The sequence below is a fragment of the Actinoplanes sp. NPDC000266 genome (genome assembly GCF_042899005.1).
Lineage (GTDB): Bacteria > Actinomycetota > Actinomycetes > Mycobacteriales > Micromonosporaceae > Actinoplanes.
In genome coordinates this window covers 604,591-627,771 of record NZ_JBIAZI010000004.1, presented here as the reverse complement: position 1 = coordinate 627,771, position 23,181 = coordinate 604,591, and the positions used below count along the sequence as shown (strand labels likewise).

Annotated in this window: 12 protein-coding genes; 8 read left to right on the top strand and 4 right to left on the bottom strand. The window is 66.8% G+C overall.

Translation table 11 applies throughout. The features are described 5' to 3' along the window. The first annotated feature begins 425 nt into the window (after positions 1–425). The 5 genes from ACFY36_RS19370 (at position 426) to ACFY36_RS19350 (ending at position 15,516) form a co-directional block, all read left to right on the top strand. Positions 426–5,027, top strand: coding sequence for an NIDO-like domain-containing protein (locus tag ACFY36_RS19370; protein WP_499747351.1), 4,602 nt, complete (start codon positions 426–428; stop codon positions 5,025–5,027). Between the two features lie 73 nt (positions 5,028–5,100). Beyond that, positions 5,101–12,000 (top strand): polymorphic toxin-type HINT domain-containing protein, encoded by a 6,900-nt coding sequence (locus tag ACFY36_RS19365; protein WP_499747350.1) that lies wholly within the window; start codon positions 5,101–5,103, stop codon positions 11,998–12,000. Positions 12,001–12,212: 212 nt separating this feature from the next. Next, on the top strand, positions 12,213–12,581 hold the full coding sequence (locus ACFY36_RS19360; protein ID WP_499747349.1) for a hypothetical protein: 369 nt from the start codon (positions 12,213–12,215) through the stop codon (positions 12,579–12,581). 659 nt (positions 12,582–13,240) lie between these two features. Beyond that, positions 13,241–14,008 (top strand): hypothetical protein, encoded by a 768-nt coding sequence (locus ACFY36_RS19355; protein ID WP_499747348.1) that lies wholly within the window; start codon positions 13,241–13,243, stop codon positions 14,006–14,008. Between the two features lie 749 nt (positions 14,009–14,757). Next, entirely contained in the window at positions 14,758–15,516 is a 759-nt protein-coding gene (locus tag ACFY36_RS19350; protein ID WP_499747347.1) for a hypothetical protein, read from the top strand. A gap of 1,344 nt (positions 15,517–16,860) precedes the next feature. Here the strand turns inward: ACFY36_RS19350 and ACFY36_RS19345 are convergent. Both ACFY36_RS19345 and ACFY36_RS19340 read right to left on the bottom strand, forming a co-directional pair. Further along, entirely contained in the window at positions 16,861–17,787 is a 927-nt protein-coding gene (locus ACFY36_RS19345; protein WP_499747346.1) for a hypothetical protein, read from the bottom strand. Between the two features lie 393 nt (positions 17,788–18,180). Continuing rightward, positions 18,181–18,549, bottom strand: a complete 369-nt coding sequence (locus tag ACFY36_RS19340; protein ID WP_499747345.1) for a VOC family protein — start codon at positions 18,547–18,549, stop codon at positions 18,181–18,183. 93 nt (positions 18,550–18,642) lie between these two features. On the opposite strand from ACFY36_RS19340, the gene ACFY36_RS19335 reads away from it, so the two are divergent. After that, positions 18,643–19,608, top strand: coding sequence for a helix-turn-helix transcriptional regulator (locus tag ACFY36_RS19335; protein WP_499747344.1), 966 nt, complete (start codon positions 18,643–18,645; stop codon positions 19,606–19,608). Between the two features lie 14 nt (positions 19,609–19,622). On the opposite strand, the gene ACFY36_RS19330 is transcribed toward ACFY36_RS19335, so the two are convergent. After that, positions 19,623–20,147 (bottom strand): hypothetical protein, encoded by a 525-nt coding sequence (locus ACFY36_RS19330; RefSeq protein ID WP_499747343.1) that lies wholly within the window; start codon positions 20,145–20,147, stop codon positions 19,623–19,625. Positions 20,148–20,287: 140 nt separating this feature from the next. Here ACFY36_RS19330 and ACFY36_RS19325 point away from each other — a divergent pair, with 140 nt between their 5' ends. After that, positions 20,288–21,862, top strand: a complete 1,575-nt coding sequence (locus ACFY36_RS19325) for a hypothetical protein (RefSeq protein WP_499747342.1) — start codon at positions 20,288–20,290, stop codon at positions 21,860–21,862. Between the two features lie 69 nt (positions 21,863–21,931). On the opposite strand, the gene ACFY36_RS19320 is transcribed toward ACFY36_RS19325, so the two are convergent. Beyond that, positions 21,932–22,447 carry an ester cyclase gene (locus ACFY36_RS19320; RefSeq protein ID WP_499747341.1) on the bottom strand — a complete coding sequence of 172 codons (516 nt, stop codon included), beginning with the start codon at positions 22,445–22,447 and terminating at the stop codon, positions 21,932–21,934. A gap of 63 nt (positions 22,448–22,510) precedes the next feature. Here ACFY36_RS19320 and ACFY36_RS19315 point away from each other — a divergent pair, with 63 nt between their 5' ends. After that, a complete protein-coding gene (locus ACFY36_RS19315) occupies positions 22,511–23,149 on the top strand; it encodes a TetR/AcrR family transcriptional regulator (protein ID WP_499747340.1) in 639 nt (212 codons plus the stop codon). The last annotated feature ends 32 nt before the right edge of the window (positions 23,150–23,181 follow it).

Sequence of the window (23,181 nt, the reverse complement as noted above, 5' to 3'; positions counted from 1 at the left end):
AGCCTGTGTGCAAGCTGAGTGTCTCTTCGGTGGCGGCGCTGATCGCGTTCGCGCTGATCACAGCCTTATGCAGTTGGCTGCTCGACGCGGCGACGGGATCACTTCGATCGATTTCCGCTTGCCGCCCCGAAGCTCTCTTTCCGCAGCTCAATAGCTGTCTGAAGGTTTGCGAAGGATCTCGCCCGTTTTTCCCGAGTTCGAGTTTCCACTTCGGATAGTTGATCTTGACTGCGCGCTGAGGTCGTTCCTACGTTGTCGATCTTCGTTGGATCAATTTCGGGGGAGACGAAGCTGTGTTCAGGCTGCGCTCTGCGCGTTCTTTTCTTGCTTTAGTGGCAGCTACGTCAGTAGCGGCAACCAGTCTTGTTGTGGCTGGTCAGCCGGTTGCCGCGCGGGCGCAGCCGGCGCAGAAATGCCCGGCTGGCGTGGCTACGGAGGCCGCCGCCGTTCAGGCCGCTCTCGCGTGTCACGGCCGTGTCGAGGTGCTCTCGGAACGTGATGAGCGGACCCAGGTGTTCGCCAACTCGACCGGCACGTTCACTTCGCAGACGGGCATCGAGGTGCAGCGGGTACGCGACGCGGCCGGTGCCTGGGTCGCCCCGGATGTCACGTTGAAAGCCGACGGCAGCGGCCGGATCACTCCGGCGGCCACGTCGATGGCGTTGTCGTTCTCCGGCGGCGGCACCGGCCCGGCGGTGACCCTGGGCAAGGGCAGCTCGCAGCTGAGCCTGACCTGGCCGACGGCGCTGCCGACTCCGAAGACCGACGGCGACGACGTGACCTACCCCGAGGTGCTGCCGGGCGTCGACCTGGTCTTCACCGCGCATGTCGAGGGTTTCTCCGAGACCCTGGTCGTCAAGAACGCCAAGGCCGCCGCCAACCCGGCGCTGTCGGCCGTCAAGTTCACTACGGCGACCAAGAACTTGAAGCTGAAGCAGGCCGCTGACGGTGGCGTGAGCGCGGTCGACGGCAATGGGAAGACGTTGTTCGGCTCCGGCACGCCGACGATGTGGGACTCGAGCGAAACCGGCGCCCCCGGCGCTGCCCCGAAGACGGCGTCGAAGCTGGCCGTGGCCGGCGCCCGGTCCAAGGCGATGCCGGTCGAACTCGACGGAAATCAGCTGGTCGTGCACCCGGATGCGGCCCTGCTGAGCAACCCGGCGACGAAGTTCCCGGTCTACATCGATCCCGGCTTCAAGTACACGGCCTGGACGATGATCAACAGCAAGTTCCCGTCGCAGTCGTACTGGAGCTACGACAAGCAGGACTGCCCGGATCCGTACGGCTCGATCCTGTGCGCGAAGGTCGGCTACACCAACGAGCCGCAGGCGATGATCTACCGCTCGTTGTTCCTGTTCAACGTCAGCACGCTGCGCAAGAAGCACGTGACCAAGGCGATCCTGTCGATGGACACGGTGTACTCCTACACCAACACCGACTATCCGACGCAGATTCACCCGACCGGCACGATCACCTCGAGCACCAACTGGTCGAACAACGCCGCCACGTGGGGGCCCGGTGTGGCCTCGGCACTGAGTCACGCGCACGACCGGGTGCGCCGGCGCACCGAGTGGAGCGTGCTGGGCCCGGTGCAGAAGGCGGCCGCCGAGAACCAGGGCACGATCACGATCGGTCTGCGCGCGGCGAACGAGTCGAGCCTGGTGCAGTGGAAGAAGTTCGACGCCAGCAAGGGCTACCTGTCTGTCGACTACAACTCGTACCCGAACCAGCCCACAGTGCAGAGCATCGGCGAGATGCCGGGCTGTAAGAGCGGCGCTTCGCGGCCGTACGTCCGCACGCTGACGCCGACGATCGTGGCCAACCTGAACGACGCCGACGGCGACTCGCTGAAGGGCATCTTCTACTGGTTCAAGACGGGAGGAGTTCGCAACAGCACTGACGTGGTCACTCAAACCTCGATCACCAATGGTCAGAACGCCATCGTCAAGATTCCAGCGGGTCGGCTTCAGGACGGCGCCACTTACACGCTGCAGGCGTTTGCTCAAGACAAAGTAGATAACAGCCAGCCCACCACATGCGAGTTCACCGTCGATGTGACGGCACCTCTACCACCGAGTGCCGTGGTATCGACCATCTATCCCAATGACGGGCAGGCCAACGGCGGCGTCGGTGTCACCGGCGCCTTCCAAATCAAGCCGCCCACCACCATTCCCGGCGATTTCTGGGGCTACGCCTACTCGCTGGATCCGGCGGTGTCACCAGCCAGCGCGAAACAGGTCGAGGCACCCAAGAGCAGCACCGCAGCGGCGGTGACCTCGTGCGCCAGCGCCTCGCAAGCTCCGACCGCGGCCAAAGACCGATCGGTCACCGTCTGCCTGACCCCGACTGTCGACCGTGCCTACAACCTGCGGGTGTGGTCGCGAGACAAGGCCGGAAACTTCTCTGCGGCAAAGGTGTACTCCTTCACTGTCGCCGCGGGTGCCGGGCCGGCCGCCCGGTGGACTTTCGACGACGGTGACGGCAAGGATCTCGCCGAGCACGGCAACACCGCCACGCTCGCCAACGCCACGTTCGAGCCGGGCCGCGGCAAGTACGGTCAGGCGTTGAAGGCCAACGGCACGTCGACGTACGCGGTGACGGCCGGGCCGATCACGACCAGAAATTCCGCCGGCCAGAGCATCACGCTGCACCCGAACCAGAGCTTCTCGGTCGCCGCGACCGTCAAGCTGGACAGCACCACCGGCACCGGGCAGCGGGTCATCGTCGCCCAGGATGGCGCCCGGACCTCGCCGTTCCTTCTCAGCTACAGCATCGCCGACAAGAAGTGGCGGTTCGCGGTCGCGGCCACCGACGTCGATGCGCCCACCACGGCCGCGGTCCTGTCGAACGCGACCGCCACGGCCGGCGCCTGGACGCGGCTGTATGCCTCCTACGACGGCACCAGTCACGCAATGCGGCTCTACGTAAACGGCGTGCTGCAGACGGCCACCGCCACGGGGACGACGTTCGACTCGGCCAAGCCGGTGACCATCGGCCGCAGCCTGCAGGCCGGCGCGGCCGCCGGATTCTTCTCCGGCTCGATCGACGACATGCGGATCTACAACCGCATCGTCGGCACCAGCGACGTCGAGTTCACCAACATGCAGCGGGCGAACCCGCCGGTGGTCTCCTTCACCGGGACCAAGGGCAACCAGGCGTACCCCGGGCGCACCCTGGCGGTGCTGCTGGACGCCGGCGGCGACACCAGCGTCACCACCGTGCAGTACCAGCTCGGCACCGGCGGCGTCATCACCAAGGTCGCGCTGAGCGCCGCCGGCGGCAGCAAGGCTGTGTCGATCGCGGTGCCGGGCTCGATGGACGGGCCGACCGATCTGAACGTCGCCAGCATCGACAGCAGCGGGTTGTCATCGCTGATCGAAACCCACGAAGTCCTCGTCGTGCAGCCGTCGACGATCATCGGGCATGTCAGGGACATCAAGAACAAGCCGATGGCCGGCATTGCCGTCAAACTGACTCCCGGCGACTTGACCGAGGTCACCGACGCCGCCGGCGCCTACACGTTCGCCGTCGATGACACCACCTACATGATGACCGCCGACAACAGCAGCATCGGCTGTGCGTCGGCGACCTACGAGCGGGAAGTCGTCGTCGACGGCTCCACCACCCAAGAGATCATCCTCGCGCCCGACTCCGACACCTACGGCTACACCTGTATGACCGCGTCGTCGACGGCGTTCCTGCAAGGCAGCACCAAGCTGAACCTGTCCGGCGACGACGAGGCCACCCAGGTCACCGCGCTGCCGTTCACCATGCCGTACTACGGCAACAGCTATGACTCGCTGTGGGTGTCGACCAACGGTTTTGTGTCCTTCACTGACCCCGCCGAGCACAACTACTACAGCGGGGTGAGCCTGCCGGACCGGCACTCCGCCCCGTCCGCGGCCCTGGCGCCGTACTGGAGCGACCTGGTCATCGACGATTCCGCCAGCGTGTGGACCGCGACCACCGGCACCGGTGCCGACCAGCGCTACGTTGTCGAATGGCGCAACGCCCAACTGGCCGGCACCGACCGCCGGGTCAGCTTCGACGCGGTCCTGGCCCCCAGCGGCGACGTCACGTTTAACTACTCCGGCCTGAACGACGACGTCGCCAAGGGCGCGGACACCGTGGTGGGTATCACCAGCCCGGGCGGCAACTACGGACGGCAGTACGCCTTCCAGCAGCCGGACCTGGCCTCCGGCACCGCCGTCACGTTCGCCGCGCCGGAGCAGCCGGGCCCCAGCCTGAACGGTGCCTTGACCGGCACGGTGTGGAGCGCCGACGACGAGCCCCTGGCGGGTGTGCAGGTGTGGCTCGACGACTGGACCACCACCACCGACGAGTTCGGCATGTACCACTTCGAGGGGATGGAGAACGGCACCTACAACCTCTACGCGGCGCAGGGCTGCAACGAGGTTGAGCTGCCCGAGGGCACGGTAGACGGCGTCGGCACCTACACCGACCTGAAACTGGGGCCCGCGAGCGACACGTTCGGCAACAAGTGCTCGCTGACCTCGGCCGCCTGGACTCCAGGCGACACCGCGGTCTCATTCGGCGAGAACGGCTACGAGACCAGCGTCGCGCTGCCGTTCCCGGTCAGCTTCTACGGCCACGCGTTCAACGACCTCACCGTGCAGTCCTGGGGCGCCGTCGCGTTCGCCGACCCGGCCGACTCCACGCTCGGTGGTGGCGTGCAGGTCTGGCCGGGTGTCGACCCGAACACCGACGAGCAGACGAAGGTCTACACCAAGCTCGTCGGCACGGCACCGAACCGGCAGTTCGTCATCGAGTGGCGCAACGTCGGCCTGACCGATGTGCCCGACGCCCGCGTCGACCTCGAGCTGGTGATTAACGAGAGCGGAGCGATCACCGCGAACGTCCACAACCTGCCCGAGCGGTCCCTGACCAGCAAGGACTTCGAAATCTACTTCTGGGGCAACGACTACAACTCGATCGGCTATTTCGAGGACGGCAACGGCCTGCGCGCCGGCAGGTCCGTCACCTTCACCCCGCCCACGGCGGCCTGACATGACCCAGCCCTCACCTCGTAGCCCGTGGAGGACATCGGTGAGACACCGTCCATCCCGTTGGAAAACGGCGTTGACCCTGACGATGACGGCCGCGCTGGCCGTAACCATGTCGCAGCAGCCGGCCATCGCCGCCAAACCAGACCCGTACACCCCGCCCAAGCAGGCCGAGCAACCCGCGATCAAGGTCGCCGGCGTGCCGGCCAAGGGGCTGCCGGCTGATACCGCTCGCCAGGCCTCGGCCCGGCCCGCCCCGGTATGGCCCGCGGCTTTCAGTGCCGATGTCACCGCCGGAGCCACCGGCATCCCGGTGACGTTCGGTGCCGCGGCCGCGGCACCGGGAGCGGCGAACGCGCGGGCGGCGGTGGCCGCCCCCGGCAAGCTGCATGTGCAGGTCCTCGACCAGGCCGCCTCGGCGCGGGCCGGGGTCAAGGGTGTGGTGTTCAAGGCCCGCCGCGCCGACGGCGCGACGACCGCGGCCAAGACCGCGGTGACCGTCGACTACAGCAAGTTCGCCACCGCGTACGGCGCGGACTGGTCGAACCGGCTGAAGCTGGTGACCCTGCCCGACTGTGCGCTGAGCACCCCGGACAAGGCGGGCTGCGCGCCGACCGAGCTGCCCACCCGAAACGACACCAAGACTAAGACCGCTTCCGCTGACGTGCAGGTCGCCGCGTCGGATCAAGTCATGGCGCTGACCGCCGCCCCCTCGGGCTCGACCGGCAGCTTCGGCGCGACCACGCTGCAGCCCTCGGGCACGTGGTCGTCGGGCAGTTCGTCGGGCAACTTCTCCTGGTCGTTCCCGATGCGGGTGCCGCCCGCGATGGGCGGCCCGGAGCCGACCGTGGAGCTGGCGTATTCGTCGCAGTCGGTCGACGGTCGGATGGTCTCGTCGAATAACCAGCCCTCGGAGATCGGTGAGGGCTTCGACATGGGCGGCGGGGGTTACATCGAGCGCCGGTTCAAGCCGTGCAGCGACGACACCACCAACGGCAACAACAGTGGCACCGCCTACAAGGACGCCGACGACCAGTGCTGGGTCACCGACAACGCCACGATGAGCCTCGGTGGCAGCGGCGGCGAGCTCGTCAAGGACTCCAGCAACGACAGCCTGTGGCACCTGCGCGCCGACGATGGTTCCCGGATCGAGCACAAGACCGGCGCCGACAACGGCGCCAAGGACGGCGAGTGGTGGGTGGTCACCACTCCCAACGGCACGCAGTACTGGTTCGGCCGTAACAAGCTTCCGGGCTGGACCTCGGGCGACACGACCAACTCGGCCTGGACCGTGCCGGTCTTCGGCAACCAGGCCAACGAGCCCTGCCGTGCGACCACGTTCGCCGCGTCGATGTGCAAGCGGGCCTGGCGGTGGAACCTCGACTACGTCGTCGACCCGCACGGCAACACCATGTCGTACTGGTACGACACCTACACGAACAACTACAAGTCGATCGGCACGGGCAAGGTCGAGACGTACGTCCGTGACGGCCAGGTGGATCACGTCGTCTACGGCACCCGGGTCGAGCCGAACCTGACCACTGGCAAGGACACCGTCTTCACCGGCCATGGCGCCGCGCGCATTGACTACACCTACGCCGACCGGTGCCTGTCCGACTGCGGCACCCACGACGCCGCGCACTGGCCGGACACCCCGTGGGACCTCTCGTGCACGTCGACCACGTCGTGTGACGCACGGATGCCGTCGTTCTGGACCACCAAACGACTGACCACCATCAAAACCAGCACGTACGACGCGCTGGGCGGCAAGTTTCGCGACGTCGAGCAATGGACGCTGAACCACTCCTTCCCCGACCCCGGTGACGGGACCCGGGCCGGACTGTGGCTGACCAAGGTCGGCCACGCCGGCCTGGTCGGCGGCACCACCGCGCTGCCGGACGTCACGTTCGGCGGCAAGGACATGGACAACCGGGTCGACACGGTCGACAACGCGCCGGCCATGAAGTGGCGGCGGCTCAGCGACATCAACACCGAGACCGGCTCGATCATCCACATCGACTACCTCGACACCGACTGCGTCGCCGGCAAGAGCATGCCGGCCAGCCCGCAGGCGAACACCATGCGCTGCTACCCCGTGCGCTGGACCCCCGCCGGCTACCCGGAGAAGACCGACTACTTCAACAAGTACGTCGTCAACGAGGTCACCGAGACCGACCGCACCGGCGGCTCCCCGCGGGTGCTGCACCACTACACCTACCTCGGCAAACCGGCCTGGCACTACGCCGACGACGACGGCCTGATCTCCGACGACGCCAAGACATGGAACTCCTGGCGCGGCTACCAGAAGATCGGCGTCACCACCGGCGACCCCGGCGAGCAGACCTACACCGAGACCACCTACTTCCGCGGCATGTACGGCGACCGTCTGCCCTCGGGTACCCGTCCGGACACGGTGCCGGACTCCCAGAACGGATCGGTTCCCGACGAGGACGCCTACTCCGGCATGGTGCGCGAAACGCGCACCATGCTCGGCGGCCCTTCCGGAGCTGAGGTCTCCGGCGCGATCAACGACATGTGGAAGTCGAACGCGACCGGCAGCCGCACGGTGGCCGGGACCACGGTGTACTCGCGGTACGTGCGTACCGAGGGCACCCACTCGCGGATCACGCTCGACCACGCGCCGAACGTGCAGACCACCTACACCAAGAGCACGTTCGACAAATACGGCATGGTCACCAGGGAGGACGACTTCGGCGACGAGGCCGTCACCGGCGACGAGCAGTGCACCAGCACCACCTACGAGCCCCGCAACACCACCGACTGGATCATGACGCTGCCCCACCGCGCGCAGACGTTCGCGGTCGGCTGCGCCGCAGTGGACAAGGGCGGCCTCACCGAGGCTCAGGTCATCGGTGACGCCCGCACCTACTACGACGCCCACACCTACGGTGTCGCGCCCGGCAAGGGCGACATCACCAGCGTCGAGCAGATGACCGCCTATAACAGCGGAAGCCCCACCTACAAGCAGATCAGCCGCACGGCCTACGACGCCCTCGGCCGCGCTACCGAGTCGTGGGATGTGCTGGGCAAGCGGTCGGCGACCGCCTACACCCCGGCCACCACCGGCCCGGTGACCCAGACGGTCGACACCAACCCGCTGGGCTGGACCAACACCAGCATCCTCGAGCCGGCGTGGGGTCTGGCCACCGCCACCGTCGATGTCAACAACCTGCGCACCGAGCTCGGATACGACGGCCTGGGCCGCCTCACCGGCGTCTGGCAGCCCGGCCGCAAGCGCACCGACACCCCCGACGTCTCGTACGACTACCTGATCCGCACCGACGGGGTGAACGCGGTGACGACCAGTCACCTCAACCCGAAGGGCGGCGTCACCAAGTCGTACACCCTCTACGACGGCCTGCTGCGTACCCGCCAGACCCAGACGGCGTCCCCGTCCGGCGGCCGCATCCTCAGCGACACGTTCTACGACTCGGCCGGCCGGCAGGCGCTCAGCTACGGCGCCTACTGGGACAAGACCGGCACGCCCGGCACCAACCTGGTCAAGCCGCTGATCCAGCAGGACGTGTCCAACCAGACCGCATTCGTGTACGACGGCGCGGGCCGGGTCACGGCGTCCATCTTCCAGCCCAAGAGCGTCGAGAAGTGGCGCACCACCACGTATTACGGCGGCGACCACACCGACGTCACACCGCCGCAGGGCGCCACCGGTACCTCCACCTGGATCGACGCCCGCGGCCGCACCACCCAGCTGCGCCAGTACCCGACCCGATCGCCGACCGGCACGAGCTACGACCACACCGACTACGCGTACAACATGAAGGGCCAGCTGACGTCGGTCACCGGGCCCGACAGCAGCAAATGGACCTATACGTACGACCTGCTCGGCCGCCAGACCGGTGCGGTCGACCCGGACGCCGGCATCACGGCCACCGAATACGACGACGCCGGCAAAGTCACCGCCACCAAGGACGGCAACGATCAGTGGCTGAACTACACCTACGACGACCTGGGCCGCAAAACCGCGCTATGGAAGGGCAAGACGCCGACCTCCTCCGGGCAACTGGCCCAGTGGGACTATGACGGCGCGACCTTCGCCGACGGCACGACGAAGGTCAAGGGCCAGCTGTTCCAGTCCAGCCGGATCGATGGCACGAAGCAGTACATCAGCGCCACCCGGGTGTTCGACCAGAACTACAAGCCGACCAAGAACCGGATCACGATCTCGACCAGCGAGACCGGCATCGGCGGCACCTACGACTACGACACCGCCTACAACATCGACGGCAGTGTCCAGGCGATGACGTACCCGGCCACCGCCGACCTGTTCCGCGAGACGGTGCGCTACGACTACACCAACAACGACCAGCCGTACAGTCTGACGAACAACTACGGCACCGAAGCCCAGTCCAGCCTCGTCGCCGACACCCAGTACGACGCGCTTGCCCACGCCCTGCAATACAAGCTCTATACCGGGCTCTACAGCGGGGTGGGTGACAAGGCGTACCTCTCGATGGAGACCGACCAGACCACCGGCCGGCTCAACGAGATCAGCGTCCACCGCGATGGCAAGTCACCCAATACGGTCACTGACCAGCACTACACCTACGACGACGCCGGCAACGTCACGAAGATCGCCGACACTCCCACGGGCGGCGGCTACAGCGACATCCAGTGCTTCACCTACGACCGCTACCAGCGCCTGCAGGACGCCTGGACCCCGAACGCCGAGGACTGCGCCACCACACCGACCAACCAGACCCTGGGCGGTCCCGCCCCGTACTGGCAGACCTACACCTACACGGCTGGCGGCGCCCGGGCCACCTTGGTCGACCACAATACGGCCAACGGTCTCGCGACCACCACATCTCGGTTCGTCGACACCACTCCCACCGACCCGACCACCGGCCAGCCGCACGCGCTGCGCAGCACCACAAGGAAAGACGACGCGGGCAGCAAGACGGCCAGCTACTCATACGACAAGGCCGGCAATACCAAGACTCGGCCCGGCCCCAACGGCACCCAAACCCTGGTGTGGGACGCCGAAGGCAACCTCCAGTCGGTGACAGACACAGCAGGAAGCACCAGCTACCTGTACGACGCCGACGGCAACCGCCTGATCAGCCGCGACATCACCGGCAAGACCCTGTACCTGCCCAACCAGGAGGTCCGCTACAACAACAGCACAGCCACGACATCCTGCACGCGCTACTTCGACTTCGGCGACGCCACGCTCGCCCAGCGAACGTCAAAGGGCATCACCTGGCTGGCCAGCGACCACCAGGGCACCCAGAACGTCTCCATCGACGAGGACACCCTCACCGATACCATCCGCCGCCAGACCCCATTCGGTACCGCCCGCGGCGCCGCAGTCACCTGGGAGAACACCAAGGGCTTCGTCGGAGGCACAAATGACCCGACCGGCCTTGTTCATCTAGGCGCCCGCGAGTACGACCCAGCCCTCGGCCGTTTCATCTCCGTCGACCCGGTCTTCAACGCCGCCGACCCGCAGTCGCTCGAGGGCTACGCCTACGCCGACAACAGTCCCGTCGTCCACTCGGACCCATCGGGTCTGATGATGCCGTCCGACGGCAACTGTGGTGGTCCCTGCGCCAGCGCTCCGCCTCAGGACACTTCCCCTCAGCAGGAAGACCCACCGGCAGACAAGCCGAAAAAGAATGGCAAATGCGGGTGGAAATGCAAGGCGGGCAAAGCCTGGAACAAGGGAAAGGACACCTGGAACAAGGGAGCTAACTGGGTCGACGACCACAAAGGCGTCGTCGCAGGAGCCGCAGTCGGATTAGTCGTCGGCATTGGCTGCGACGCGCTCACCGGCGGAACCATGGTCGTGGCCTGCGGCGCCATCGCGGGCGGCTTGGCCGGTGCCGTCGAATACTCCGTCGACACCCTCGTCGACCACAAAGGCAACTTCAGCTGGGGAGGCCTGGCAACAAACACCGCAACCGGCGCAATAGTCGGCGGTCTTACCGGCGGTCTGTCAGCCATCGCCGGCCAGGGCCTCAAAGCCGGTGTTAGATCGCTAGCTTCCGGAGCCGGAGCCAAAGCGGCAGCCTCAGCCGCCACGGCCGGCGCCAAGAAAGAAGCCAGCAATGTTGTCAGCGGCCTGACCAAGAACGGCTTCGGCAAGTCCGCCTCTAAGGCCTCCAAGGGTGCAGCCGACGAGGCTACCTCTTGCCCGCTGCACAGCTTTGCCGCCACGACACTAGTTCTTATGGCTGACGGCAAGACCAAAGCCATCTCGAAGATTGAGGTCGGCGACAAGGTTATCGCGACCGATCCGACGACTGGGAAGCGTTACGCGAAAGCGGTGTTGCGCGTCCACATTCACCGCGACACGGCGTTAACGGACATCATCGTCAACGAGGGAGGGCGGTCAGTTACCCTCCGTACGACCCAGCATCATCCCTTCTGGGACCAGAGCAAGCATCGTTGGGTAGATGCAGGCGACCTGAGTTCCGGGGATGCGCTGCGGTCCGACGGGATCGGCGCGCCGCGCGTTGAGCAAGTCGTCAATTACGCCGGCGCCAAGGTGATGTACGACCTTACGGTTGATGCCGTTCACACGTACTTCGTGTCGCCGGGAGATTCGCCGATCCTGGTGCACAACTGTGGTTCGCCGACGTGTACTTGCTCCTCCGGCGGGCGTGGTGGCGGAAATTCACCGGCGCTTGGGAAGGCTGGAGAAAAGGCTCTCGGGCTTCCTTCTAGCGGGAAAACTCGAATCCCCTCGGTGACTTCAACCAAGAAATTCCGGCTGCCTGATTATGACGGCAAGAACGTGGTCGCCGACGTTAAGAACGTAGAACGCCTGGAACTCGACGATCAATTGATCGATTTCTACGACTATGCGGCGGACAGTGGCAAGGAATTCGTCCTCATGGTCAGGCAGGACACGTTGATCGGCAACGGTCTGAAGAATATGCAACAGGCGGGACTTGTTAGAATCTTCCAATGGTTGCCACCTGGAAACGGCTAGGTCAGGATCTGCAAGAGGCTGGTCTGCAAGTGACGGACGTCTGGCAGGTTGTCAGAATGAGAACTCCGTATCCGGAAGCCATCCCCGTCCTCGTTCGATGGGCGGCGGAGCTTCCGGACGCGGAGCCTCCATCCGCTGACCGAGATCGGCTCCTGGAGGGCATCGTTCGGGCTCTAAGCGTTCGCGAGGCTCGCCCTCAGGCGGCTGATACTATGCTTGATCTCTTTCCTCGTACGAGCGGAACGCTCCAGTGGATCGTGGGTAACGCGATAGAGATCACATCCGTTCCAAGTCATGCCGATCGCGTTCTAGACCTCGTAGAGAACCCAAGTTACGGAAAGTCCCGGCAGATGCTGGTAATGGCGTTGCGGCGGATAGGCAAGAAGAGTGAGCGCACTGTCTCAGTTTTAAAAGGCGTGGTCGAAGACCATTCGGTGGCGGCGCAGGCCCTGGCTGTACTCGCGAGCCTTGATCCGGCCGGCTCCATCGAACTCATTGAGGTGGCCGCAAATCATTCGGATGGCGGGATCTCCGCAGCGGCCAAAAAGGCTCTTAGCGCAGCCAGGAAGAAGATCGCGTAATCGTCAATTACGAAAGTGGTCAGTCCTTTTTTCTTCACGCGGACGTAGCCGATTTACCTAAGCCTGCCTTCTTGGCGGCAAACCAATTGCGTCGTATTCGAACCGAGATGGGGTTCAGGAGCGCGCCCCAGCAACGGCTTGTGAGGGGTGCGCCCCAGGCTTGGACCTGCCGTTCGCGCTCGGTTCAAGCCCGCACGGAGGCCCGCCGTTACCGGCAAGTTGCCCCGCCGCGGTCCGGCTGGGCGGGGCAACTCCTCCGGTCAACGGAACTGCATCCAGACGACGATCGGCGCGGTTGAAGGATCACGGGAGTGAGCGTTCTCAGGTAAGCCAGGACCACTGAGCCTGACCCGATTCGACGCACAGGGTCGAATCGGGTCAGGCCCAGAATGGTTCGCGTGAGGCCGCCGGCGTACTGGCTGTCGCGGACACGCTGCGACGACGGAAGCCTTTTCCCCTCGCGGACCGCGGTCGGCGAACACACGGTGAAGCCCGTCGGAGCCGCCGGTGTAACAGGCGCCCCGGTCGTGTGGGCGTCATGCTCGACAGCGACGTGCGAGGGTGAGGCGTCGCCAGTGAGATTCGGTGCCGTATGCCTTCCTTGGTGGTCAAGTTGTGCTGATGGGCAATTAAGCATGCGCGCACTACGCTCTGATGCCGTGGCGTCAACGTGGCATTTCCTCGGCTTCGCCATCGAGGCCGACTGGTGGGAAGCGTGGGGCACCTGGATCGGAGGCATCGGCACGGTAGGGGCGTTGTTTTATGCCGGCAAGGGAGTCCGCGCCGAGGCGGGCAAGCGGCGCCAGGACCTACAGCAAGCCAAGAATGATCGACGCTCCGCTCAAGAGGCGCAAGCGCGCACCGTGGTGATCCATGGACCTACGGCGAAGGTGTCACCCGTTTCGGTTGAGCTGAAGCTAAAAGTCGGCAACTACGGGCATTCACCCATAACCCACGTGAAAGGGGTGATGACCCATCGCCATACCGGGAAGTTTGTCGGCGACGACAAATTCGCTTCATGCCCGGCGCTTCCGTCAGGCGGTGGCACCGCAGACCTCTGGTGGACGGTGCACTTCCGCGAGTTTAAGAACCAGCCGCCCCCGACGGAGCTGGCAAGCCTAACCGGTGTTCTTAAGATCCAGATTTTGTGGACTGATGTGGAAGGCGACCGGTGGGAACTCGAATTCGACAGTGGGCAGCAGCCGATTCGTTACACCGGAGGTGCCGAACGTTCAAAGGTGGGAAGCGTTGCGCCGCAGGGTCTTCGGGGCCGCGTCAGAGCGGCCGTCGAAGCATTCTGCACCGGAACGTGTGCAGGTGGGTGGACAAATCGGGCTTTTAGTTCCGGGTCAGTTCAGAGTTGTCTGCGGTTCTTGGCTGTCCGGTCAGGTGCCCCAGCCTCGGTCCGCTCGTTTGGGTGGCTGTAGTCGAGCAGCGATACAACGGTGGCAGGCTTGCTGTCATCGTCGTGGGCGGTGCTGGCTGTGGTGGTTTCCGGTGCCCGAGCATTGATGATGCCGAACAAGTGCGCTGGGACCCGGCATTGCTCAGGTAGCGTCCGTTGTTGCGCCATCTGCGTCTGCCGGTGGGTCTGCGTGCTCGATCGCCGGTCGTGGCGCCGGCGCGGCAAATGGGAGCAGGTTGGGAGCAGCAGGGTGCTCCCAATTGCGTTGAACTGCGCTCAACGGCTCTGAGCTGCTGCGAACTGCATCGGGTTTCTGCAGGTGGTTTTCGTTTGTGCTGGTCAGCGAGTTGCTGGACGTCCGTTCACACCGGAGAGGTCACTGGTTCGATCCCAGTATCGCCCACATATTTCCGCAGGTCAGGCGGGTGTCCGCCGACCAGAACGTAGATAGCTCCCGAAGTTCGGGAGCATTTCTGCTCCCGGGGTAAGGAGCATCGCTCCCGATCGGCGTTACATCGAGCGTTCGGAGCCGGTCCCCTGATCGTGTTTCCTTGCTGCTTGCTCGCCGCCCCTAGGGGCGTTGAGCTGCGGTGGAAGGGCCGTCAGACCCCCTTCTGCCGGTTCGTTGTGGTGGCCTCGTGTGCTTTCGCCCGGAGAGGTCACCAGTAGCCGCCGCGCGATCCTCCCGCCCCACGCAAGATCCGAAATGATCTACGGTGTCGGGCGCGGCACCCGCACGAACATCGATGCGGAGCCTTCGCGGAGGAACGAATGAGAACGCGCCTGACCATCGCGCTGGCCGGAATGATGCTCGCCGGGTGCACCGGCCCCGAGGCCGAAGCGGCCCCTACGGCACCGCTGTCACCCTCGGCGGTGACGGCCAGCCCCTCGCCGTCGCCGCAGTCGGCCCGGGAAGAGTTCCGTGCGGCGCTGCAGCGGCTCGGGACGACCACCTACAGGTTCACCATGACCGGTGACTACTGGGACAAGCAGAAGATCAAGATGTCGGGCGCCGTGGATCCGCGGGCGCGCACGCAGACGAGGACCACCGTCATCACCGGCGGTCCCGGCGCGAAGACCCGCAAGGCGATCGTGATCGGCAACGACAGCTACACGGCGAACCGGGACGCCGGGCCGTGGGTGCACGCCGACATGAGCCGGCTGGAGGCGGGACATAGCTTCCGGGTCGTCGACCCCAAGGACCCGATCGGGGTGAGCGGCTTCGTGGCCGGCCTCATCGAAGTGCAGCGCGCCGGTCCACGGTCGTTCAAAGGCTCGTCGCTGGTCAGCGGCGACCATGGGACGCCGGTGGGGGCGCCGTGGATGGTTTTCGCCCAGAAGCAGGCCGTCGTCTACTACACCGCGACCGTCGACGCGCACGGCCGTCTAGCGTCGATGCAGACCGACGTCTCGGCCAAGGGGGACGGGCTGCTGAGCCAGACGATGACCTTCAGTGCTCACGGTCAGCCGGTGACGGCCGTCCGGCCGTCCGGTGCGGCCGAGCTCGGCCGGGACGACTACGACAAGTGAGTTAGGAGCGCTGAGTGGCGTCGCGCTCCAGGCGTTTCGGTGGCCGTCACCGGCCGGCCCGTCGAGGTGGGGTGGGAATCCGTCCTCCGGTGACGTCGACGGCTGCCTCTTTGTTCCGCCGGTGTGCACGTCCACGCCTGGGCGGACTCGGAACGGCCCGCTGGGCGGACCGTTTCAACGGGAACGGCTCACCCAGTCAGCGGCTCTGCGGGCATCGACCGCAGCGGGTACGGCCGTCACGGGCCGTGCGGGTGCCGACGATGTCATCCGTGCTGGTCAGGCGGCATGCTCGTATTTGTGCAAGAGTCTGCCGAGTCGGTCGTGTCGATGGACATGTAGACGCGAGGGCCGCCGGCTCGGTGGTCGGGTCGGGTAGTGCTCGCAGCGGTCGGCGGCGGGAGGGGATCCACCGTTCCATGATCGAGTTCATGCGGGGCATGCGGACGCCGGTGAGTACGTTCTCGGTTCCGGCGTCGGCGCGGATGGAGTCGAGCAGGGCCGGGTATTCAGGTTCCGGGCGGCCTGGGCGACCCAGGCGGCGCTGGGATGGGGTGTGACGCCGAGGATCCGGACGCGGCGGGTGGCGTGTTCGATCACCGCGAGGACGTACTTGTGCTTGGGAGCGTAGAAACGTCGTCCAGGTGCTGTTCGTGCTCGGGTGCCGGGCCGACGCCGGCGTCGTTGAGGATCTCCCAGACGGTGGACGCGGCGACCTTGACGGTAGCCGGTGCGGCAGAGCCGCCAGCCACGCCCGGTCGGCTGGGTCGAACCGAACCCGGCCGCCACCGAGCTGTCGCTCGAGCATCATGATCTGATACCGCAGCACCAGGATCTGGGCCTGATAGTCCCGGTCACTCATCGGCGTCACCGAGATCCGGTCGGTGGAACCAGCCCGGGTCACACCGGCATACGTCGGCAGTGAGATGGCTGTGATCAGGGCGGATGAGGTTCTCGGCACCCGCAGATGCGCGAGCGCGACGGGGAGCTGGGCGGATGACGAGTTCGCTACGCGGGAACGCGTCGCCGCCCTCAGCGTGCTCTCCGTCCCGCGGTTGACCCCGATGGTGCGCTCGCCGAAGCTCCCGGCCAGCGCCTCCCGGAGCCGTGGCCGGCAGACGCTGAGCAGCTCGCCGGTGCGGTGGGAGAGGGGCTCGCGATCCTCCTCAGCGCCGGAGTCGGTCAGCGTGCCGAAGTAGCCGAAGATCACCGCGCGCATGGCCCGCACACGGACGCGCCGGAGACCTCCCGTGGTGCGAGGGCCTCCGGCGTGGCGGTTCCGTGCGGTGGATCAGGATCCGCGAAGGATCAGGTTGCCGTTGAATGCGGCGCCGCTCTGCGAACCGATTATCCCGCTGGCGTTTCGTTCAAACCCAAACCGCGCAGGGCGTCATCGCGGTTCGCGTTTCCGCGCAGCGCGGTCAAGGAATTCAAGCGGCCCAGCAGAGTCGTGGAAGATGCGGGGCATTTCAAGTCTTGAATCGCCGACAAGGTCTTTTCAAAACGTTGGATGCGGCTTTCAAGGTCCGTTCCACTCGGAAGGTTCGCATTCTTGAGCGCTACCTGTGCGTTCACTTGGGCTTGAGTGGGTGGGCAGCGGCCGGGGACATTTACCCCGGTGGGGCCCACGCGGTCGGCCGTCGCGTTCGGATCGCCCGGGCTGAAACCCAGCGCCGGCACCAAAGCGCTGATGTTGCCGGAGCCGGCTCCGGCGTTCCCCGTCGCTCCACTCGCGGCCGCGTCACCGGATCCTGCGGCGGCGGCTTTGTCCGCTGGCGTTTCGTTCAAACCCAAACCGCGCAGGACGTCATCGCGGTTCGCGTTTCCGCGCAGCGCGGTCAAGGAATTCAGGCGGCCCAGCAGAGTGGTGGAAGATGCGGGGCATTTCAAGTCTTGAATCGCCGACAAGGTCTTTTCAAAACGTTGGATGCGGCTTTCAAGGTCCGTTCCACTCGGAAGGTTCGCATTCTTGAGCGCTACCTGCGCGTTCACTTGGGCTTGAGTGGGTGGGCAGCGACCGGGGACATTTACCCCGGTGGGGCCCACGCGGTCGGCCGTCGCGTTCGGATCGCCCGGGCTGAAACCCAGCGCCGGCACCAAAGCGCTGATGTTGCCGGAGCCGGCTCCGGCGTCGCCCTGTTCGGCGGCCTGGCTCATCCCCGTGCCGACTGCGAGAGCCGAGCCGAGCAGCGCTGCGGCGGCTCCTCCAATCACCAGCTTGCGCGTCCGGCCGCTGACTCCGCGTCGATAGCTGCTGACTCCGCGTCGATACATGCACGGCTCCCCATTCGTCCCGGTACTGCTTGTGCCGAGATATACGAGCAGCGATGTGCAGCAGTTCATGACGCTGAGCGAGCGTTCCTTAAAGTTTCTTAACGTTACTCTCGGGGCGTGCGGCCGCCAGCATCGTCGCGCCCACGTCTGCGGGCACACGGCCGCGGTCATCGCGGCGCCGCCACCGGTCGGCACGCCCGAGGCCGCCCCGGTGCCCGTGAGCCCGCGCCACCAGATGCGTCGTGGTCTAAACGGCGCCGTTCGGGCCGACAGCACGATCCGGGCCCGCAGGCCCGGAAGGTCCAACCTGTACAAACGTCTCGTGCGTAGGCCTCGAACAAGGCCATAGCTTGAAAGTTGAGCGCACTCAGCTCGGCTATGACCGTGACGCCTTCAGTCCTTCGGTGCGACCCGGATGCGGTTCCCGTCGGGATCGGCGGCGACGAAGGTCAGGCCGAACCCCGCGTCGTGTGGCTCGTGCAGGATCGTCACGCCCTTGGACCGCCACTGCTCGAAGACCGCGTTGATGTCGTCGGGGCGTCCGCCTTCGATGGCCAGGCAGACCTCGCTGGTACGCGGGACGTCCGGCGACAGATCCTCGAACTGGCCCGACCACAGGCTCAGGCCGGCGCCGGGCCCGAGGTCGAAGGTGATGTATTCCGGAGTCTCCAGCGAAGGGCTGATGCCGAGGAGGTCGCCGTAGAAGCGAGCCGCGGCGGGAGCGTCGTTCACGTAGACGATGGACACGACGGATGTGGTCATGGTTGTTCCTTCTCGCTGGTTGGAGGCGCGCGTCCATCAGCCTGGCCGGAATATGCGCCGCATCGTGTCGCAATTTCCTGGAAAGCTCGGTGGGTGACCCCCGACCGTTTCTTCGCCCTGATGCTGCTGCTCGAATCGAGGGACGGCTCGACCACGCAGGAACTCGCCTCGGCGCTCGGGGTTTCCCTGCGAACCATCACCCGGGACCTGAACTGGCTCCGCGACGCCGGTCTGCCGGTGACCGCGCACCGGGGCCGTCTCGGCGGCGTCACCCTGCTGCCCGGGTCCGGGTTCGACCTCATGCGGCTCACGCCCGGCGAGCGTGATCATCTCTCGCTCGCCGGGCTGGACGAGAAGCAGCGCACGGAGCTCGGCGCACCTGGCGAAAGCCGGCGCGCGCTGGCCAAGCTCGCCGCGACACGGTCACGTCGAGTTCATGAGCTCCTGCCGCTCACCGATGTCGTGCACGTGGACAGCCGTCCCTGGCTCCAGGCCCGCGCTTCCGGCGCGACTCCGGTTTCGCTGATCGGATCGGTGCGGCGAGGCCGCCGGCTACGGATCTTGTACGACAGTTCACGCGAGTCAGGCCCCCGGGAACTGGTCGTGGATCCCTACGGGCTGCTTGCCAAGGCCGGCGTCTGGTATCTCGTTGCCGACCGGGCCCGAGTGCCTCGGATGTACCGACTCGAACGGATCACGACGTGGAAAGAAGTCGACCAGCCGCGACGGATCCGCCCGAACCAGACCCTGGCCACCGTCGCCGCGGCGCTCGTCGGCCAGTGGGCACAGGACCACGCGATAGAGGTCAGCGCCACCATCGACCAGGCCCAGATCGAGCGAGCGCACCGGATCTTCGGCCCACGACTCGTCCGGGACAACGATGAAGAGTCCGCCGCCGGCCACAAGGTGACGATTCGCTTCCCGCATCTGGAGGACGTACGAGCGTTGCTGCCGTTCGGCAGCGCCGTCACGGTGCACGGCCCCGCCGAAGCGAGAGGTCACCTCCGTGCCCTCGCCACCGACCTCGCCCGCCACTATGCGCCGTCACCGATGTCCTGACCTGCGGCTTCTGGTCAGGGGTGGTGGCCCTGCCACCTGGCTTCCTCGCAGGGGATGGTCTTGGTGGAGGAAGGCGGAAGGGAAGTCAGTTTGATGGTTTTGGTGGCGTTGTCCCAGGTGCCGATCTTGATCACCAGGCCATCCGACTTCGCGATGAGGAGCCTGTTGTGGGTGAACCACACGCAGCCGTCGTAGACGTCGCGTTTCTCGCTGGGGAGGATGGCGGAGTCGGTCGTCAGGCGCCGCGCCTCGTGCAGGTCTCCTCGGCCGTCCAGCACCTCCAGCTGATCCTGGCGAGGCTTTGCGGGGTGCTCCCGGCATCGGAAGACGTAGATCCGGACGGGTGTACGGGCGTTGTCCAGATTGATATTCACGTATTTGTACAGCGGTTGCCGATTTTTGCAGATGGAACTGACGCCGTCACGCCAGGCATTCGGGTCGTCCTGGCTCGGCTGCAACGGGTCCTTGCACGCGGACAGCAGCGTCAGCGTCAGCGCCATCACCATCGCGGGCCGGGCGAAGCGTTCGGGGCTTGTCATGTCGGTCTCCCATCGCGCCGTCGAGGACGAAGCGACACCGTATGGCGATGCGTCGATCAAGTGCCGATTTGTTGCGGCGCCCGGTCGGGTCGGCAACAAATCTGTTCTCTTTGGGTAGTTGGACGCATACTGTCCGCCACGTGGCGGTGGGTACCAGATCGTCGGGGCCGGGGCGGCCGCATCGGGCGGGGCGGCTGACGTCGGCCGTTCCCGGATGCCACGAGCGGATCGCGTGGCTGCTTCGGGTCAACCGCCGGTTCGCCTCCGGTGGGCGGGATGTCCGTCTGGCCGGCTTCGCCGCCGAACTGGGCGGGGCGGGCTGTGCCGCGTCCGCCGGTCAGGTCAGCCGCTGGGAGAGCGGCCGCGTGGCGGTGCCGTACCGCGCGATCGTGGCGTACGAGAAAGTCCTGGATCTGCCCCGCAACAGCCTGGTCGCGATCGTGGACGGCGTCCATCGGCACGGCGCGGGCCGGCCGGCGCCCTCCCGTCTGGATCGTCAGGTCCGGACGGGCGACCGGGCGGCGCTCACCCGCGCCGAGGACCTGCTCGACCTGGCGCTGTTCGGCGGCGAGATGACCGGCGCCGACTGGGACGAGCTGACCGTGCTGCTCACCGCCTTCACCCATGTGGTCATGCCCGGCCGGTCGTGGGACGCGCTGGCGCAACGGCTGCTCTCGGAGCAACTGATCTCGGACGGCGACGCCTGGCGGCAGCGGAGCGAGTCCACGCACCGGCTGCTCTGGCTGCCGGCGAGCCGCCCGCACGTCGTCGCCGCGTGCGCCGCCGTCGTCCGCGACCCGGCGTCCCAGATCGTCATCGAGCCGCTGGCCGTGCTCGACGTGGTCGACGAGCCGGCGGTCGCCGCGTTGCTCGCCGGTCAGATCACCGAGCCGGCCGGCGAGCGCGCGCTTCGCGGGGCGCTGCTGGCCGGTGCGGTCAAGGTGCGATGCCGCCAGTTCAGCCCGGACCAGCTCCGCCGGATCACCGCCGCGGTGCTCGACATGCTCACCGACCCGGGCCGGTCGGCCGCCGTGCGGCCGCTCGCCGGTGAACTGCTCGGCAGCCTGCCGCCGCGACTGCGTGCCGTCGCTCTCACCCGGCTGCGGGCGACCTCGGACCGGGACCCGGCGCCCGCCGATGGGGGCGGCCGGTCGCGGGCCGTCGTCGATCGCGTCACCGCGCCGGCGCAGTCCAGGGCCGACCGCGCGCCGGACGACATGCTGACCCGGTTGGCCGGTGAGATGCTTTTCGAGGCCAATTCCGACGTACGTCTGCATGCCGCGCAGATGCTCGGCGCCAACCCGTTCCGCCGCGACCTGGCCGACGCCTGCTGTGCCGAGCTGCGAAAGGCGGTCGTCGCCGGCGATCCGGCCCTGTCCGCGGCCCTGCTCGAGGCGCTGCCCTTCGTCGCCGGGCGCCGCCACCGGCGTACGGTCGAAACGCTTGTCGCCGCACCCGGCCTGCCCGCCGAAACCGCCGCCTCGGCGGCCTGGAGCCTTGCCCACGTGCCCGGCGACAGCACCGATCTGTTCTGGGCGACGGCCCTGCGGCGCCCCGCGTGCCGGCACGGCCTGACCTACGCGCTGGGCATCTCCGGCCGGCAGGACTGGCTCGCCCGCGTGCGCCACGATCCCGCCATGCCGGGCGAGGTCCGCCGCGCCGCACGCTGGTGGTCCAACCTCCCGGCCGTCGTGACCCGCGACGCCCGGCGCTGAGCCGTGTCCTGCCCCGTGCCGCGGAGAATGCCGGGCGGGCAGCGGCGGGACGGGCGGTGTCGCCGGGGATCAGCTCGGCGGATTGCGGCGGGCGTGACGCTTGGCCCGGGCCATCCGCCACAGGTAGGCGGGAGTGGGCGGAACCCAGCCGAGCTGGGCCGCCAGGCCGAGATCGTCCCGGTTGGCCCAGTGCTCGATGACCTGACCGTCGCTCATCCGGAACCAGTGGGTCTGCGTGATGGCGAAGGCGCGGCCGGTCGGCGGGAAAGCCTGTGCCACCTCGCCGCGCTCGTCGTAAGCCACGAACGGGCCGATCTGACGGCCGGACATGGTGCAGTGCACCGCGATCAGGTCGCCGTCGGCGACCGTGTCGTGAACGTCGAAGTTCAGATCGGCGAAGGCGGCCCGTAGCCACCGGGCGGTCGCCGCGAAAGCGGCCGGCCCCTGCCCCCGGCAGGCCGGCGGCTCGTCCTTCGCCTCCCGGTTGGTCGCCCGCGGGTGAACGACATCGTCCAGTTCGCCGAGGTCGCCGAACGCCATGATTGTCATGGACCGGACGCAGAGATCGACGTCCAAGGTGCGCATGATGCCTCCTCCAGAGATATCGGATACTGTTGAGCAGTATTCGATACTGTTGGGCGGTACTCAATGCCTCGTCGTGTGTACGACAACACCGGCCGTGCCGAACAGGCGCGGCTCACCCGCCGTCGCGTCCTCGACGCCGCCCGGGATCTGCTCGTCGAGCGCGGCCCCCTGGCGATCACCATGCGCGATGTCGCCGGGCAGGCGGGCGTCTCGGTCGAGACGGTCTACAAGACGTTCGGCACCAAGGCGGCCCTGATCAAGGGCGTGTACGACGTCACGCTGGCCGGCGACGACGATCCCATCCCGATGATCGACCGGCCCGAGCACCGCGCGGTGTTCGCCGCCACCGACCCTCGCGACAAACTCGCCCGCTACGCCTTCGCCGCCCGCCGGATCAGCGAGCGGGTGGGGCCGCTGCTGGCCAAACTGCTCGCCGGCGCCCGGGGCGGCGACCCCGAGCTCTCGCTGTTTCGCGAGACCGTCAACCGGGAGCGCCTGGCCGGCGCCACCGCCATCACGCGTCACCTGGCCGAGACCGGCGGCCTGCGCCCCGGTGTGGATCACGACCGGGCCCGCGACCTCGTCTGGACGCTGATCTCACCCGAGGTCTACGAGCTGCTCGTGAGCGACCGCGGCTGGTCGCTCGACGAGTATGAGCAGTGGCTGGCCCGATCCCTGGCCGACGGCCTGCTGGAGCGCTGACACCCGAGGGAACCTTCGGCGGAGCCGATGCC

Excerpts from the sequence above, each read along its gene's own strand:
- ACFY36_RS19345 (WP_499747346.1), bottom strand. The coding sequence starts at position 17,787 with ATGTATCGACGCGGAGTCAGCAGCTATCGACGCGGAGTCAGCGGCCGG.
- ACFY36_RS19320 (WP_499747341.1), bottom strand. The coding sequence starts at position 22,447 with ATGCGCACCTTGGACGTCGATCTCTGCGTCCGGTCCATGACAATCATG.
- ACFY36_RS19340 (WP_499747345.1), bottom strand. The coding sequence starts at position 18,549 with ATGACCACATCCGTCGTGTCCATCGTCTACGTGAACGACGCTCCCGCC.
- ACFY36_RS19330 (WP_499747343.1), bottom strand. The coding sequence starts at position 20,147 with ATGACAAGCCCCGAACGCTTCGCCCGGCCCGCGATGGTGATGGCGCTG.
- ACFY36_RS19350 (WP_499747347.1), top strand. The coding sequence starts at position 14,758 with ATGAGAACGCGCCTGACCATCGCGCTGGCCGGAATGATGCTCGCCGGG.
- ACFY36_RS19360 (WP_499747349.1), top strand. The coding sequence starts at position 12,213 with ATGCTTGATCTCTTTCCTCGTACGAGCGGAACGCTCCAGTGGATCGTG.
- ACFY36_RS19315 (WP_499747340.1), top strand. The coding sequence starts at position 22,511 with ATGCCTCGTCGTGTGTACGACAACACCGGCCGTGCCGAACAGGCGCGG.